This window comes from Paenibacillus sp. O199 (assembly GCF_001636635.1).
Lineage (GTDB): Bacteria > Bacillota > Bacilli > Paenibacillales > Paenibacillaceae > Paenibacillus > Paenibacillus marchantiae.
Genome location: NZ_LGRP01000002.1, coordinates 410094 through 426542 on the forward strand (window position 1 = coordinate 410094; position 16449 = coordinate 426542).

At 46.9% G+C, this 16449-nt stretch carries 13 protein-coding genes and 1 pseudogene; 12 read left to right on the forward strand and 2 right to left on the reverse strand.

Annotated elements, in window-relative coordinates; translation table 11 throughout:
* The first annotated feature begins 111 nt into the window (after positions 1-111).
* Positions 112-426: a hypothetical protein gene (locus tag A6049_RS04995; RefSeq protein WP_063563548.1), complete on the forward strand. Its 315-nt coding sequence runs from the start codon at positions 112-114 to the stop codon at positions 424-426.
* Positions 427-653: 227 nt separating this feature from the next.
* Positions 654-1871, forward strand: coding sequence for an MFS transporter (locus A6049_RS05000; RefSeq protein WP_063563549.1), 1218 nt, complete (start codon positions 654-656; stop codon positions 1869-1871).
* A gap of 107 nt (positions 1872-1978) precedes the next feature.
* Here A6049_RS05000 and A6049_RS05005 read toward each other — a convergent pair whose 3' ends face one another.
* Positions 1979-3481 (reverse strand): carboxypeptidase M32, encoded by a 1503-nt coding sequence (locus A6049_RS05005; RefSeq protein ID WP_063563550.1) that lies wholly within the window; start codon positions 3479-3481, stop codon positions 1979-1981.
* Between the two features lie 255 nt (positions 3482-3736).
* Here A6049_RS05005 and A6049_RS05010 point away from each other — a divergent pair, with 255 nt between their 5' ends.
* The 8 genes and pseudogenes from A6049_RS05010 to A6049_RS05045 all read left to right on the forward strand — a co-directional run bounded on the left by A6049_RS05010 (position 3737) and on the right by A6049_RS05045 (position 13077).
* Positions 3737-5344, forward strand: coding sequence for an ABC transporter substrate-binding protein (locus tag A6049_RS05010; RefSeq protein ID WP_063563551.1), 1608 nt, complete (start codon positions 3737-3739; stop codon positions 5342-5344).
* A 91-nt stretch (positions 5345-5435) separates the two neighbouring features.
* Positions 5436-6385: pseudogene (locus tag A6049_RS05015) on the forward strand (ABC transporter permease).
* A gap of 16 nt (positions 6386-6401) precedes the next feature.
* Positions 6402-7325, forward strand: coding sequence for an ABC transporter permease (locus tag A6049_RS05020; protein ID WP_371121291.1), 924 nt, complete (start codon positions 6402-6404; stop codon positions 7323-7325).
* The gene (locus A6049_RS05025) at positions 7303-8319 is read left to right on the forward strand and encodes an ABC transporter ATP-binding protein (protein ID WP_063563552.1); all 1017 of its coding nucleotides are present in this window, start codon (positions 7303-7305) and stop codon (positions 8317-8319) included. Before A6049_RS05020 ends, A6049_RS05025 begins: the two co-directional genes overlap by 23 nt.
* Positions 8297-9286: an ABC transporter ATP-binding protein gene (locus A6049_RS05030; RefSeq protein ID WP_063563553.1), complete on the forward strand. Its 990-nt coding sequence runs from the start codon at positions 8297-8299 to the stop codon at positions 9284-9286. Before A6049_RS05025 ends, A6049_RS05030 begins: the two co-directional genes overlap by 23 nt.
* A 15-nt stretch (positions 9287-9301) precedes the next feature.
* Positions 9302-10555: a M20 metallopeptidase family protein gene (locus A6049_RS05035; RefSeq protein WP_063563554.1), complete on the forward strand. Its 1254-nt coding sequence runs from the start codon at positions 9302-9304 to the stop codon at positions 10553-10555.
* Positions 10548-12254, forward strand: a complete 1707-nt coding sequence (locus A6049_RS05040; protein ID WP_063563555.1) for a M28 family peptidase — start codon at positions 10548-10550, stop codon at positions 12252-12254. Before A6049_RS05035 ends, A6049_RS05040 begins: the two co-directional genes overlap by 8 nt.
* A gap of 58 nt (positions 12255-12312) precedes the next feature.
* Complete coding sequence (locus tag A6049_RS05045; RefSeq protein WP_063563556.1) at positions 12313-13077, forward strand: SDR family NAD(P)-dependent oxidoreductase; 765 nt, start codon at positions 12313-12315, stop codon at positions 13075-13077.
* Between the two features lie 49 nt (positions 13078-13126).
* Here A6049_RS05045 and A6049_RS05050 read toward each other — a convergent pair whose 3' ends face one another.
* Positions 13127-14056 (reverse strand): LysR family transcriptional regulator, encoded by a 930-nt coding sequence (locus A6049_RS05050; RefSeq protein ID WP_063563557.1) that lies wholly within the window; start codon positions 14054-14056, stop codon positions 13127-13129.
* A 241-nt stretch (positions 14057-14297) separates the two neighbouring features.
* Here A6049_RS05050 and A6049_RS05055 point away from each other — a divergent pair, with 241 nt between their 5' ends.
* A complete protein-coding gene (locus tag A6049_RS05055; RefSeq protein ID WP_063563558.1) occupies positions 14298-14885 on the forward strand; it encodes a TetR/AcrR family transcriptional regulator in 588 nt (195 codons plus the stop codon).
* Between the two features lie 63 nt (positions 14886-14948).
* A complete protein-coding gene (locus A6049_RS05060) occupies positions 14949-16430 on the forward strand; it encodes a DHA2 family efflux MFS transporter permease subunit (protein WP_063563633.1) in 1482 nt (493 codons plus the stop codon).
* The last annotated feature ends 19 nt before the right edge of the window (positions 16431-16449 follow it).

Here is a 16449-nt window from a genome sequence, read left to right on the forward strand (position 1 = left end):
ATAGTTCACACATTTTACATCAAATATTTTCACTATATGACAAATATTACATTTTAATAGAAGCCTGTCTTATATGATAGAACTGTACTCCAAAACGAAAGGATGATGAAGATGAAAAAGAAACTTATGGTCGGTCTTTTAACTGTCGTTGCATGTTTCACGCTAGGCTCTACATCTTTTGCAGCTAGTGTACCTTCAACTTCAACAAGTAGTTTACCAGAAAGTACACAAGTAGTTCCTTACGCACAAAAGTATATAACCTGGCAGACCATTCTACCCAAATCTCAATTCCCAACGCTTGGTGATATCCCGGTGACAGCAAGTTATAATGTTGATCCGTACAGGGGAATACTTACATTAAAATCAGTCGATGGTCAGACAGGCTATACGTGGACTGTTACCTATGAGGGCTATGTCACCTATTAATCAATTAATCATTGAATAATGCTACCTATCCGAAAAACAGCCGCTGATCTGGAGTTTCTCATCCAGATCGGCGGCTGTTTTAATTTGGCTGATACGATCTATTGACAAAGAAAAATTTTTGACGCAATATAATAAATGAACTTTATAAAGTATATAAATAAAGAAGTTTAATCAGCATTATTGTGTTTCATTTACTTTTAATTTATATGCAGGGAAGGGATCTATTTATGGCAACTTGGTTTCTTATCATTATCTACCTTGCGTTTATCAGTCTGGGGATTCCGGACTCCCTACTAGGTTCAGCCTGGCCCGTCATGTGGCCTGAACTTGGCGCTTCGTTTGGGTCAGCAGGAATTCTGTCAATGGTTGTTGCAGCGGGAACCATCGTTTCAAGCTTGGCCAGTGGCACGGTTATTCAAAAATGGGGAACAGGCAAGGTTACGTTAATTAGCTGTTGTCTGACTGCCGGAGCACTCCTTGGATTTTCCTTCGCACCTTCATTGGTATGGCTCGTCATTCTTGCCATTCCTCTGGGTCTTGGAGCTGGAGCCGTTGATGCTGCGCTGAATAATTATGTAGCAGAGCACTACAAGGCACACCATATGAACTGGCTGCACTGTTTCTGGGGTGTGGGCGCGACGACAGGGCCTATCATTATGTCGTATTACATTGCGGAACATCATTCCTGGAGAAGCGGGTATACAGCTGTAGCCGTCGTCCAGTGCTGTCTCGTCCTGATTTTGTTTGCCACGTTGCCGTTGTGGAAGCGTGTTGCTGCAAGTCGGGAGAGTACAAGTATGAACAACGAATCAGATCTTGTGCAAGCGGACAACACGTTAGTACAGAGTGAGAACAGACCCGAACGGAATGTATTGAAGATTAAGGGAGTCAAAAACTCACTGATTGCATTTCTGTTTTATTGTGGCGTGGAGACGACGGTCGGTTTATGGGGAGCCAGCTATCTGGTAGGAGCAAGAAACATCTCGGCGGAAACGGCTGCAGGATGGATCTCCTTATACTACGGTGGTATTACGATAGGCAGATTGATAACAGGCTTTATCACGTTAAAAATAAAAAATCGAGTGTTAATTCTGGCGGGTCAAGTGACCGCCATTGTGGGTGGAATCATTTTATTGCTTCCATTATCGATTTCGTTTGCACTGGCTGGATTTATGCTAATTGGATTGGGGCTTGCACCCATCTATCCCGGACTTCTGCATGAAACTCCAACTCGATTCGGCAAAGCGAATTCTGCCCGATTGATGGGATACCAAATGGCACTGGCGTACACAGGAACGACTTTGCTTCCTCCGCTTTTTGGCGTTCTCGCTGCGAAAACCAATATCGGATTTTTCCCGATGGTTGTACTTGTTTTCCTTATCCTGATGCTGGTCAGCTCGGAGCAAGTGAATCGTATTTTGAAGAAAAGGATTTTAAATGGGTAGAGCTGGTAGGGGGCAACAATCCATACAACATTCCATTTAAAAAATGATACACAAAAAAGCGAGGAACTACTCTCGCTTTTTTTGTTGTGTGCAGAATCACAGAATCATTACAGTTCATATAGCTGCTCGTATTTATCCGTTAAGTAACGAATCAATGGAGCGGTATCAATACTTTTTCCGGTGATGGACTTGATTAGCTCGTCCGCCGATCTTGATTTACCAAATTGATGAATATGAGTTGTTAGCCATCCGGTAATTGTCTCAATATGATCTGATTCAATCAAATGATCATAATCGGGAAGTTCACGGCGGATGACTTTGTGTATTTGTGCTGCATAGACAAACCCGAGTGTATAGGAAGGGAATAATCCAAATCCTGCGCTCCAGTGTCCATCCTGTAAAATGCCTTCCAGATGAGTCGGGGGACGAATCCCTAGATATTCCTCATATTTATCATTCCATGCTTCAGGCAATCCTTCGTAATCCACTTCTCCAGCAATAATGGCTTGCTCCAACTCATACCGAATAATGAGATGCAGGTTGTAGGTAAGTTCATCGGCCTCAAAACGGTTAAACGTTGGTTTTACTGCGTTTAAAGCAAAATAAAAGTCATCCAAACTCACATGGCCAAACGTTTCAGGTTTGATTTTTTGCAAAATAAAATAGTTGTTTTCCCAGAAGCCTTTATGTCTGCCAATGAATTTCTCGAAAAAGATCGATTGGGATTCATGAATGCCGTACGAAGTGAAGATCCCAAGTCCAGTATGTATCAGGTTGGGGTCAATATTCTGTGTATAGAGCGAGTGGCCTCCTTCATGTAAAGCACTCCACAAGGAAACGCGAACGTCATTTTCAACAAATTTGGCTGCGAGACGTGCATCGTACGGATTGATGGCAGAACTGAATGGGTGCACGGTTGCACCGAATTGCCCGGCATCAAAGTCGTAGCGAATGGCTTGTAACAGCTCGATCCCAAGCTGCCGCTGCTGTTCAATTGGGAAGGGATGGTTGAATATGGATGTGTCCGGTTGTTTAGCGGAAGAGGTGACACGACGGATCAGCGGTATTAGAGCGGATTTCAGCTCACTGAAAATGCGATCCAACGTTACCTTATCCAGGTCAGGATCAAACTGCTGCACGAGTGGGTCATATGCATGCTGCTCGTATCCCCAGTATCCGGCAAACTTCAAGCTTGCATCAAAGATCTGTTTCAAATGCGGAGCGAAAATGGAAAAATCATTGGCAGCCCTGGCTTCCAGCCAAGCGGCGTTTGCAAAACCTTGCTGCTGTACAAATGCCTGATATTCCTCTATCGGAATGGCACTCCAGCGTTTATACGTTTTCCAATGCTCTGCAATAATTCGCTTGGATAGCTCATCAAGGTCCTCTTGTTGTGCTGCTTCCTCTAGTCGCAAACCGAAATCAGCATCGGTCTGTAACTTGAATAGTTCTCCAGCCAATGTTGCTTTGGCTCGTGCGGCGTAGGATGCGCCCTTTCGAGGTGCCCCTGTGCGAGCATCCCAGGCAAGCAGGGTTTGTACCTGTTTATAATGTTCAACCTTCTCGATATGTGCCGCAAGTGCAGCATCCAAGCGTTGTATCGTTGTCATGTTCGTGACTCCTTCCAGATAAAGGATGAAATTTAAGTTGTATATTACCATCGGAATAGTTGGAAGTACAGAGAATCACGCTTTTTCGTAGATTACAAAAAATGAATCAACACATTACGATTGCTTATTTTACAAAAGACCTCTGTTCCCTTAGCCTGAAAATACCAATTTTCACTAATCCGACATGAACACTTGTATATCATTTAGGACAGTGAAATTGGATTTAACATTATGCATGAGAGCGAGAGGGGTTACATGATGAGAAAACATACCAAGCCTGCTTTAATGATGATTCTGGCATTCCTGCTTCTGGCAGGTTGCGCTTCAGGTGGAGAAGGCCAGCAGAATACACAGGCCTCTTCAACAACCGGTGAAACTCCAGCACAGCAGACATCGGAAGAAGGCAAGACAGGCGGGGCACTGAACATTGGCTATCCAACACAACCGGTCACACTGGATGCACATGTGTCTTCCAATACAGCGGTTAAGGATATTTCACGCGAGATCTACGAGCAGCTGGTAACGTTGGATAAAGATGCACAGGTTATTCCGCTGCTGGCTGAATCCTATGAGATCAGCGACGACAAGTTATCCTATACATTCCATCTGCGCCAAGGTGTGAAGTTTCATAATGGCAAGGAACTGCAAGCGGAGGACGTTGTCGCTTCCCTGAATCGCTGGATCAAACTGTCGAGTCATGGTAAAGCGAACTTTGTGGGTGCCAAGGCCAAAGAAACGGACCCGTATACTGTCGTACTTCAATTGAAAACACCTTTTCTGCTAACACTGCAACTTCTTGCTGATCCGATTCCAGCTGCGGCGATTTATCCGAAAGAAGTGGTTGATAAAGCAGATGATAAAGGTATCAAATCATTCATCGGTACAGGTCCGTTTCAATTGGAGGAGTGGAAGCAGGATCAGTATATTCATTTGAAAAAGTATGATGATTACTCCGCCCGGACCGAGCCGAGTGATGGAGCAGGCGGCAAAAAGGAAGCGTTGGTCGATGACCTGTACTTCCGATTCGTAACAGACGAGTCAACCCGCCTTGCCGGGATTACTTCCGGGGAATATGACATTGCACTGAATATCTCTGTGGATAATGAACAGCAGATCGCGGACAATCCCGAGTTGCAAACCTTTCTCAGTCCGGGAGGCATGATTGGATATTTCTATAACAGTAATGACGGCTTGTTCAAGAACGTCAAACTTCGGCAGGCTGTCAATGCCGTTCAGAATGTGGATGACATACTTACATCGGCATTCCGTGATCCACAATTTTATGTGAAGACATCCTCTCTGGTTCTACCCGAATATCCGAATTGGTATTCAGAAGCAGGTAAGGAATCGTACAGCCAGGCTAACGCGGATAAAGCAAAGCAATTGCTTCAAGAAGCAGGCTATAACGGCGAAGAAATCAAAATTTTCACGACGAGAGATTATGTGGATCAATATAACGTAGCCGTTGTTTTGCAGCAGGAGCTGGAGTCGATTGGCGTCAAGGTTAAGCTGGATGTCTATGATTGGCCAACATTGCAAGAAAAACTCGGGACAGGCACAGGGTGGGATATCTACCCGATGAGTTATGCATTCCGGCCTACGTTCTACCAGTATGCGTTTTGGGGAGGCGGTGCAGGGCTGCTAAAAAGCGAGAAACTGAGCGAGCTACTTCAAGGAATCCGGACGTCCGATTCAGTAGAGGCCGCAAGGCCACTCATTGACGAATTGCAGCAATTTGTATGGACCGAAGTTCCATTCTCTCAGATCGGGCATACCAAACAGGTTACAGCGCTATCGAAAAATATCAGTGGTTTCCAGAACATTTTGGGCCCGATCTTCTGGAATACAACCAATAACAAGTAGTTATAAGGAAGGCAACGGATGAAAAGGCGTAGAATCGCTTCCACAGGAATACGCCTTTCCGTTTGCCATTGGAAAGTGAGGTGGCCCTCATATGGGTGGATATATTGTTCGTCGGTTATTGTCCTTGATACCTGTCCTTTTTGTGGTGGCAATCGTTGTGTTCTCTATCATTCATGTCACACCTGGTGATCCCGCTGCGATTCTACTGGGTGAAGAGGCGAGCAAAGCCGATATCGATGAGCTAAGAAGCAAGCTGGGGTTGGACAGACCAATCTATGAGCAATTCGGCATTTGGTTGCTGGGGCTGTTATCCGGCAATTTGGGGGAGTCCATCTTTCTGGACAAGCCTGTGACAGAGGCTTTTTTGAACGACTGGCGCCTACATTGTCCCTTGCGATCATTGCCCAGGTGATTGGTGTGTTTCTTGCCTTGTTCCTCGGCATTACAGCGGTCAAGCGAAGAGGGACCATCGTGGACCAATCGGTGATGGGTTTCTCCATGCTGGGCATCTCCATTCCGAGTTTTCTGTTGGGTTCACTGCTGGTCATGTTCTTTAGCGTGAAGCTGCGCTGGCTTCCCGTTGCAGGGTATCAACCGTTAAGTGAGGGGCTATGGCAGCATATCAAATACCTGTTGCTCCCTGGCATCGTGCTCGGCATCATTCAGGCAGCGCTCATTACCCGAATGACAAGATCCTCCGTCCTGGATGTGATGTCCGGCAATTTTATCAAAACCGCCAAAGCCAAGGGTGTCAGAGAAAAAACGATCGTATATACACATGCGTTACGCGTTGCATTCATCCCTATTCTCACAGTTATTGGTGAATCGTTCGGTGGGCTCGTTACTGGTGCTGCGGTTATAGAAATGCTATTCAATATCCCGGGAGTGGGGCAGCTCATCGTCAATTCGATTAGTCGAAGAGATTACTCGGTTATTCAGGGCTCTGTGCTGCTAGTCACGGTAGCTTATGTGTTTGTAAATCTAATCGTTGATTTGTTGTATGGTTTGGTCGATCCACGAGTTCGATTAAGCAAGAAATGAAGGGGGTGGAGACAACTTGATAACCAATCCGGATACCACCATCGCTACGTCAGGACTTCACAAAAGGAAGAACAGGCGCATCGTATTCAGACGCTTTATGCATAATCAGTTGTTAACCACAGGGGCGGGAATTCTGCTTGTTGTTGTGCTTCTGGTAATCATGGGGCCGATACTTACACCATACGGGCCGTTACAGATTGATCCGGTGAATCGACTCAAAGGCCCCAACGGGCAGCACATATTTGGCACAGATAACTTTGGACGTGATGTATTCACTCGCGCCGTATACGGTTTGCGTATTTCAGTTGCGGTTGGTTTTGCTGTTACGGTTGTATCTTCATTGATCGGCATGATTGTTGGGCTGTTATCTGCAAGTTATTCGGTACTGGATCATATCTTTATGCGCATCTGTGATGGTTTGTTTGCTTTTCCGTCCATTTTGCTTGCCATCTCCATTATGGCGGCTCTTGGCCCGAATCCAGGCAATGTCATTATCGCTCTAAGTATTATCTTCATTCCATCGATGGCCCGAATTATTCGTTCCAAGGCGCTGGTCATTCGGGAATTAACTTATATCGAAGCATTACATGCACAGGGAGCAGGCAGCTGGCGCATCATCTGGATTCATATGGCGCCCAATACGCTGTCTCCGCTCATAATCCAATCCAGCTTTATTTTTGCCGTATCAATCCTGACGGAAGCTTCTCTAAGTTTTCTTGGAGCAGGCATACCTTCCCCGTCCCCAAGTCTCGGGAATATGCTTTTTGACGGAAAAACGGTGATTTACAACGCTTGGTGGATGACTGTTTTCCCGGGTATTTTCCTGGTGCTCGTTGTACTGGGTCTGAACCTGTTCGGCGATGGCCTTAGAGATCTGCTCGACCCACATGCGAATAAGGTGAAAAGGGGGAGACGTCGTGGGAAAACAACCGCTGCTTGAGGTGAAGGACCTGAAAGTGTCCATTTCAAACGAAAAAGGAACCATTCACCCGGTGGAAGGTGTTTCCTTCCACGTCCTTGCCGGGGAGACGTTGGGCATCGTAGGTGAGTCCGGCTGCGGGAAAAGCGTAACCGCCGAATCCATTCTTAGACTGTTTGATGAAGATTACGTGGATTACTCGGGTGAAGTCCTCTACGAAGGTACCGATCTCTTAAGCTTGTCCAAAAGACAAATGGAACGCATACGTGGCAATGAACTCTCCATGATCTTTCAAGACCCCATGTCTTCCCTGAATCCGGTTCAGACGATTGGCAAACAAATTGCCGAGAGCTTGAAGCTGCATCAAGGCATGAATGGCAGACAGGCGCGTCTGGCTGCCGTGGACCTGCTGCGTATGACAGGTATTCCCTCACCGGAGAAGAGGGTGGATGAACATCCGCATGAAATCTCCGGAGGGATGCGACAGAGGGTCATGATTGCCATGGCGCTTGCCTGTAATCCGAAACTGCTTATTGCAGATGAACCGACGACGGCACTGGATGTGACGATTCAGGCGCAAATCCTAGAGCTGATTGAAAGTCTGCAAGCGAAGACGGGACTTGGTGTCATACTGATTACACATGATCTGGGTGTAGTCGCGGAGACGTGTACAAGAGTGGCTGTCATGTATCTTGGACAGGTCGTGGAGGAGGCAAGCGTGGACGATTTATTTTTCAATCCCCAGCATCCGTATACGTCAGGTTTAATGAAATCCATTCCTCGTATTGATGGCGAACAGCACAGCAAGCTTCACGTCATTGAGGGAACGGTACCCGCGCTGCATCAGGTTCCAACAGGCTGCCGATTCGCTCCAAGATGCGCTTATGCGGATGAACAATGCTTACGGGCAGCGCCTTCCTTAAAACAGGTGGACGAGAACCATTCGGTACGCTGCTGGTATCCCGGAATAGCAACGATTCAGGAGGAGACACATGAACTCGAAATCATTGGTTGAGTCGAAGCCGCTGCTACAGGTTAGCAATCTGAACAAACATTTCCCTGTTCGATCTTCTTTTGGCAGAACCAAGGGGCAAGTCAAGGCCGTCAACGGGGTATCCTTTGACATCCACACAGGACAAACCTTTGGCCTGGTGGGCGAATCCGGCTGCGGTAAAAGCACACTCGGTCGGTCGATTCTCAGACTTGTTGAGCCAACATCAGGGGAAGCATTTTATGAGGGCACGGATATTCTGGGGTTAAGCAAAAAAGAACTGCGAAGCTACAGGCAGCATATGCAGATGGTATTTCAGGACCCGTACACCTCGCTGGACCCTCGTAAACGCATTGGATATTCCATTGAAGAACCGTTATTAATCCACAAGAAGGGCAACAAACGGGACAGAATGGAAACAGCCATGTCATTGCTGCGCAAAGTTGGATTCAGTGAAGAACATTATGAGCGGTTTCCCCATGAATTCTCAGGTGGTCAGCGTCAAAGGCTGGGCATCGCCAAAGCGTTGGCCCTTGGACCGAAGCTCATTATATGTGATGAACCCGTATCAGCGCTGGACGTATCGATTCAATCCCAAGTCATTAATTTGCTGGAAGAGGTCCAAGAAGAGCTCGGCATTTCTTATTTATTCATTGCACATGACCTTAGCGTTGTACGCCATATTGCCGACCGTATTGGTGTGATGTATTTGGGCGAGATGGTGGAGCAGGGGCCCGCGGAAGCCTTGTTCGCCGATCCTCTGCATCCTTATACCAAATCATTATTGTCTGCGGTACCGATCCCGAATCCCCGTGCCAAAAGGGAAAGAGTTGTATTAAGCGGTGAGATTCCATCGCCACTTCATCCACCTGCGGGCTGTGTTTTTCATACCCGATGCCCATACGTTATGGAGACATGCCGACAGGTCGTTCCACAGAAAAGATTCGTCGCTCCAGACCGTGAAGTGCAGTGTCATTTATACGATGAATAGAGGAGGAATGAAACAATGAGTTTTCGTAGTTCAGCCGAAAAGTGGAAGGACGAGGCTATACGGCTTCGCCGCCATATTCACCAGAATCCTGAGCTTGGTCACCAGGAGTTTGAAACAGCCAAGCTGGTTGCTCAATTTTTGGAGGATGCTGGTCTCGAAGTAGAGACGGGTGTAGGCGGCACAGGGGTTGTTGGGCTTTTGAAAGGTGGACGCGAGGGAAAAACCATTGGAATTCGTGCCGATATGGATGCACTGCCTATCGTAGAGAAGACAGGATTGCCGTTTGCCAGCGTTCGCGAAGGGGTGATGCATGCTTGTGGGCACGATGTGCATACTGCCATTCTTCTTGGAACAGCAGCGGCATTAAGTGAGCACAGGGATGAGCTTCAGGGAACAGTGAAGTTTATATTCCAGCCTGCAGAGGAAGTTCAGGGAGGCGCAACGGATCTGATTGCTGCAGGTGTTTTGCATAATCCGGAAGTGAATGCGATCATTGCGCTCCACGTGTGGCCGGATTTGCCTGCTGGCAAGATTGGTTTGAGAAAAGGGGCCATGCTGGCAGCGGCAGATGCTTTTGATATTCGAGTGACGGGAAAAGGTGGACATGCTGCCTATCCACATCGAACCATCGATCCGGTCATCATTGCTGCCCAGATTATAACTGCGTTGCAAACGGTAGTATCCCGAAACCTGTCTCCACTTGATTCTTCCGTCATCTCGATTACGAAACTGCAAAGCAATAGCAATGCGTATAACGTTATCGCTGGGGAGGTTCAACTCAGAGGTACCATTCGTACGCACAATCCTGAGACGCGTGAAGCTGTGCCAGTATATATGAAGCGCCTCATTGAGGCCATTGCCGAAGGGTTCGGTGGTAAAGCGGAATTTGATTACTACCGCGGCGGTTCTCCTGTAATAAACGATGATTATATCGTCGATGTGATTGAACAGGCAGCGGAAGATACTATTGGCCGGGAGGCCGTGGTGTATCTGAAGGAGCCATCCATGGGCGCCGAAGATTTTGGTGCGTATCTCGAATTTGTGCCGGGTGCCATATTCCGACTCGGCACAATAACAGAAGAAGATGCCCGTTCAGAGCTTCCCCTTCACAGTGATTCCATTATTTTTGATGAGCAAGCGATTGTTACAGGAATATCGGTTCTTGGAGAAACAGCCATCCGTTATTTGAACCAGAGCAGTGATGATGAATCAAGGGTTGCCCTGGGTGTTGCAGCAGGCAATGAGGAGAGAGGGAATCGACATGACTGAGTTGAAGCAACAGTCGGAGGTGCACTCCATACTGCATGAGATCGACCGTGATCTCCTGCTTGAATATAACAGACAGATTGCGAAGGAGATTCGTTTGTCGGGTTCCGAAGAGGAACTACGGGCTTTCCATTATATTAAGGAACAGCTTGAGGATTTTGGGTTGATCACCGAGCTTACGTTTAACAAAGCCTACATCAGTATCCCTGTCAGAGCAGAACTTAAGGTCGGCGGCATTTCTTTTGCAGCTATTACGCACTCCATGTCAGCCAAGACGGAACAGTTGAGCACACTTCTGAGATTCATTGAGCTAATGGATATAGACCAGACCGACTGGGCCAATCAAGTGACAGGTCATGCGGTGGTCGTTCATGGGCTTGCGAATGGGCCCACGATTTATCGTTTGCAGCAGTTGGGTGCAGTAGCGGTCATATTTATCAATAGCGGTCCGTACACGCATGAAATGATCGTTTCCTCCGTGTGGGGAAATCCGACACCAGAGGATGATGGCTATCCGTCTATTCCGGTTCTGTCGGTCAACCATTCAGATGGAGAGCAGATCAAGTCTTTAATCGCCGTGGAAGAAAGAGAGAATGTAGAGATTACGTTGACCGCGGAAGTGCGCACAGACTGGGTGAACATTCCGACCTTGATTGCTGAGATAAAGGGGACGGAAGAACCAGAATCCTTTGTGTTGTTTAGCGGACATGTGGATTCATGGCATTATGGGGCGATGGATAACGGCTCCGCCAATGCCGACATGGTGGAGACGGCACGGGTATTATCATTGCATCGTAACACGCTGCGGCGCTCCGTTCGGTTCGCATTTTGGTCAGGCCATTCCCACGGCAGATATGCCGGCTCTGCATTATACAGCGATCTTCATTGGGAAGATTTGCACGAAAACGGGGTGTTGCATATCAATATTGATTCCGTGGGCGCCAAGGGAGCGAGTCACCTCGGTGCAGCCAATACAATGTCAGAGACACGGACACTATGTGCTGATGCCATACGCACCGTAACGGATGAACCTTTTCGCGGTTCTCCGTTTGGAAGGTCAGGAGATCAGTCTTTCTGGGGTGCTGGACTTCCGTCTGCTTTTATGGGGCTGTCCTATCAGCCTGAGGGCTGGTTTGGCTGGTGGTGGCATACGACAGAGGATACGCTGGATAAAATTGATGGAGATTATCTGGCCCGTGATTGCAAAGTGTACGTAGCTGCCGTCTATAATGCTGCCTCTGCTCCCATTATTCCAATTGATCAGAGACACGCGATCCGAACCCTTTCCGAACGAATGGGCTATTATAGAGAGCTTATCGGAGACAAGCTTGATCTTTCGCGCTTAACAAGCAGGGTCCAGCAGCTACAGAATGCCACAGACCATTTCTATGACCGGATAGGTTCCTCGTCCCTGGCGGATGCTTCTGTTACAGAAGCGAACCGAACGATATTGTCACTTAGCAGATGGCTGGTTCCCATCAATTATGTTCGAGGCAGCCGGTATGATCATGATGCGGCAGGCAGTCATACACTTGTGCCTGCGCTGTCAGACATCGAACTTCTGGCGGTAGCCGAAGTAGGCAGTGAAGCCTTTTTCAGACTCCAAACATCACTTATACGTCAGGTGAATCGAATTGGTTATGAGATAAAGCAGGCAGTGCGACTTGTCGTGGAGGCCGAAAAGAATCTCGTTTGGAATTAATCCAAGGTGAAGCAGCCTGTTTACAGCAAGAACATCATGGTATAGAGGAGCGACTGTCATGCCGGAACGAACATTTGCAGGGAAAAGGGTAGTCATTACCGGAGCGGCAGGTGTATTTGGCCAATGGATTGCACAAGCATACGCCGCCGAAGGCGCGAGCCTTTATCTGTCCGATATCCGGGAGGATGCCCTAAGGAATACAGTAGATAAGCTGAAGCAGGAGGGAGTGGATGTTCACTGGCATGTAACGAATCTTGTGGATGAAAAGTCCATTAATGAATTGGTTCAAGTGGTCGAACAGCAATGGAAAGCGCCGGATATCGTCATCAATAATGCGGGAATATATCCATACCGCACACTCATGAACATGACGCTTCAACATTGGAATGAGACGATGGATCTAAATCTGGCAGCACCATTCTTGCTTACTCAGCATTTTGCCAAACAGATGATTGCGGTCGAGGTCGAGGGTTCCTTCATTAATATAAGCTCTGGGGCAGCTTCCACCGCAGGTGTCGGCATGGGGAATTATTCGGTTTCGAAAGTAGGAATCGAGATGCTGACCAAAACCTTTGCCCTGGAGTTGTCCCCCTATCGCATTCGGGTAAATGCGGTTGTGCCGGGTTATGCACCCGGCAGCGAGGTTAGTGTGATGACGAAGGAGCATACAGAACATATGATCAACATTACACCGCTAGGCCGGACATCAGGTCCGGATGACGCTCCTCAAGCGATATTGTATCTGACCTCTGACCAGGCTTCATTTATTACAGGCAGCATATTAACGGTAGATGGTGGACGCACGGCAGGCAGACTCAAGTAGTAGTTTGCGCCCTGAAAAAGAAAATAGAATGGCAGCTGGTGAGTCAATGCTATGGCATAGCCAGCTGGGAAGGGAGTTCAAATTCAGGAACATATAAATTGCTCTGAAGCAGCGCAGCTCGAATGTCGAGCATCAGCTTTTCGCTCGCGGAACCAAGCGGTATATTTCGCTTACGCAAAATGCCTGCAATGGGCCCAACCTTGAGATCGGCAATTTTTTGGATAACAGTACCGGGAATGGCTGGGCAGATTGTTGCAATCGGAGCAATGGTTATGCCTAATTTGGCTTGTACATAATACTTGTGAGACCGGATATTACTTATTTCGATTCCCTGATAATCGCTGTCGATTTTCTCGGCCAATAACTGCTCAATGCGGATGCGAATCGGGCAATTAGGGGGTGTGAATAGGAATTGTTGTCCTTTCAGATCTGCCAAATGGATTTCATCATCCTGAGCAAATGGATGTGAATCATACAACAGCAATGCCATCGGTTCAAAAAGCAGCGGTTGAAACTCGGTTTCCATACTCGTCTCAGGAGAAGGGCAGACGGCAAAGTCAAGCTGCTCATCAATTAGCAGTTCATTAAGAAGCTTGCTGTCCCCGATGCGCACGCTGAGCTTAATCTTGGGATTCTGTTTAACAAAAGAAGACAGAATAGCAGGAAGTCGATGGCTGGCTGTTGGCTCAGATACTCCAATTCGTACAAACCCCGCTTGTCCCTGTTGAATGTCGGTGATCGTATTTGTCAAATACTCGTATTCCTTCAGAAGTTGATCGGCTCTGGCGTAAAATATTTTCCCCGCTTCCGTCAATTTAATCTTTTTGCCTCTATCCAGTAATTTCATACCCAGATCGGCCTCAAGTTTCTGCATATGCAGTGTAATGGCGGGTTGTGAATACTGCAAAGCTTCTGCTGCCTGTTGAAAGCTCCCGAGCTTTACAATCGTTTGAAAGGTCTTGATCATTCGCATTTCCATGGCAAACACCTTTCTATTCATTATTGTAATGATCAGTATATCATGGTTAATGCATACTATCCCAATAGGATATTATGTTTTTAAAATGTTATCAAGGATAATTTGCTCCCTGTTCTTTCCGTGCACTGAATTGATAGCGCTATCACGAATATTGGCCGAAATATAAGGGTTGACAGTGTTTTTCGAAACGGTTTTAATTATATAGACCGATTGTTATAATTCATTTAAGGATGTGGCTTTATTGAGTGAAAAGTCTAATGCTAGAGAACTAATCGTCAGCACAGCAGCCAGACTGTTTTTTTCACAAGGATATCATGCGACCGGTCTAAATCAGATTATTAAGGAGAGCAGTACGCCAAAAGGCTCGTTATATCATTATTTCCCACATGGCAAAGAAGAGCTCGCTCATGAGTGCATTCAAAAAGCCAATGAAAACATTCTGCAGAAGTTTGAAGAAGTGTTTGCCGCTCATGACAATACGGGGGATGCCATTCAGCAATTTATTCATGACTTAGCCATTGAAACGGAGGCGGCAGGTTTTACGGGTTTTCTTCCATTTAGTTTCTGGGCAGCCGTGGAGACCTCGTGCATCAGTCAACAATTGCGAATTGCCTGTCAGGACGTGTTTGCAGGATGGCAGCAAATCATTACGAAACATCTGATTTTGGATGGCATAGGTGAAAAGAAAGCACAAGAGATGGGACTACTCGTCATTTCCTTAATGGAGGGCGCATTAATTATCAGCCTGACCAACCAGGACAAACAGCCTTTGCTGACGGCTGCTGATTATTTGTCCGTTGTGGCGAAGAATGCAAAAGAGAAGCAATAAGCTTCGTAAAGAGAAATAGAAATTGTCAGATTGTTTGAGGAGGATGGGATCGTGGAGGCTTCCATGAAGGCTGGTTCTGTACAGGATCAACAAGAAACAAAACAATATAAAGTATTTCCGATTTTATTCGCCATGTTACTTAGCGGCTTTATTGGTCTGTTCGGTGAAACGGCACTAAATGTGGCATTGACACCGCTTATGGGCTTGCTCGAAGTTGGACCTACTACCATTCAGTGGTTAACTACAGGTTATTTGCTCGTTTTGGGTATTTTGGTGCCGGTTTCCGGTATGCTGTTACAATGGTTTTCGACGAGACAGTTGTTCACGACTTCTCTGATTTTTTCGATTGCAGGAACGATAGTTGCTGCTATTGCACCGAGCTTTGAAATTCTGTTGGTGGCGCGGGTATTGCAAGCTATAGGTACAGCTCTGTTACTGCCACTAATGTTCAACACTATATTGGTTATCTTCCCGATTGAAAAGCGTGGCGCTGCCATGGGATTGATCGGTTTGGTTATCATGTTTGCACCAGCAAGTGGACCGAGTATCTCGGGTCTGATTCTGGCCAATCTGAGCTGGCACTGGATTTTCTGGATCTCCTTGCCGTTCTTCATTATTTCATTGGTATGCGGCTTGCTGTTCTTACCGAATATCTCGAAGCTGACCAAGCCCAAAATTGATGTTCTTTCCATTGTGCTTTCCACACTTGGTTTTGGTGGTATCGTGTACGGATTCAGTAGTGCAGGAGGACATGAGGAAAGTGGCGGTGGCTGGACCAGTCCTATCGTTGTAGCCACACTGGTTATTGGAGTATTATCTTTGCTGCTGTTCAGCATCCGTCAATTGAGAATGAAACAGCCGATGATGGATCTGCGGGCATTTAAATATCCAATGTTTACAGTTGGCTTGATTCTGATCTTCCTTTGTATGATGATGATGTTGTCATCCATGCTGATCCTGCCGATGTACCTGCAACAAGGTATGGCGGTTACGGCTCTGACTGCCGGTCTGGTTCTGCTGCCGGGCAGCTTGCTGAATGGATTCTTGTCCCCGGTTATGGGGCGTCTGTTTGACAAATTCGGTCCGAAGTGGCTTGTGATTATCGGTCTTGCGATCGTAACTGTTGTACTCTTCTTGTACACTGGAATCACTCCGACAACGACTCTGGGCAAGATTATTACGCTGCATATCTTCATGATGATCGGGATTTCAATGATTATGATGCCTGCACAAACCAACGGCTTGAATCAATTGCCACCTGATTTCTATCCTCACGGAACGGCGATCATGAATACATTGCAGCAGGTATCCGGAGCTATTGGTACAGCTGTTGCGGTAAGTATACTGAGCGCAGGTCAGACCCGCTTCTTGAGCGGTGTGACGGATCCTGAGAGCCCAGAGAATCAGTTGGCAGGTTTCACATCCGGTGTACAAAATGCATTTATTTTCGCACTGGTACTTGCTATCATTGGTCTGATCACTTCACTCTTCGTAAAACGAGTTAAGGTCGGTGCTCAGCAGGGCCAACAAGGTCCTATGCATTAATTAAAAGTCATATAAGAAA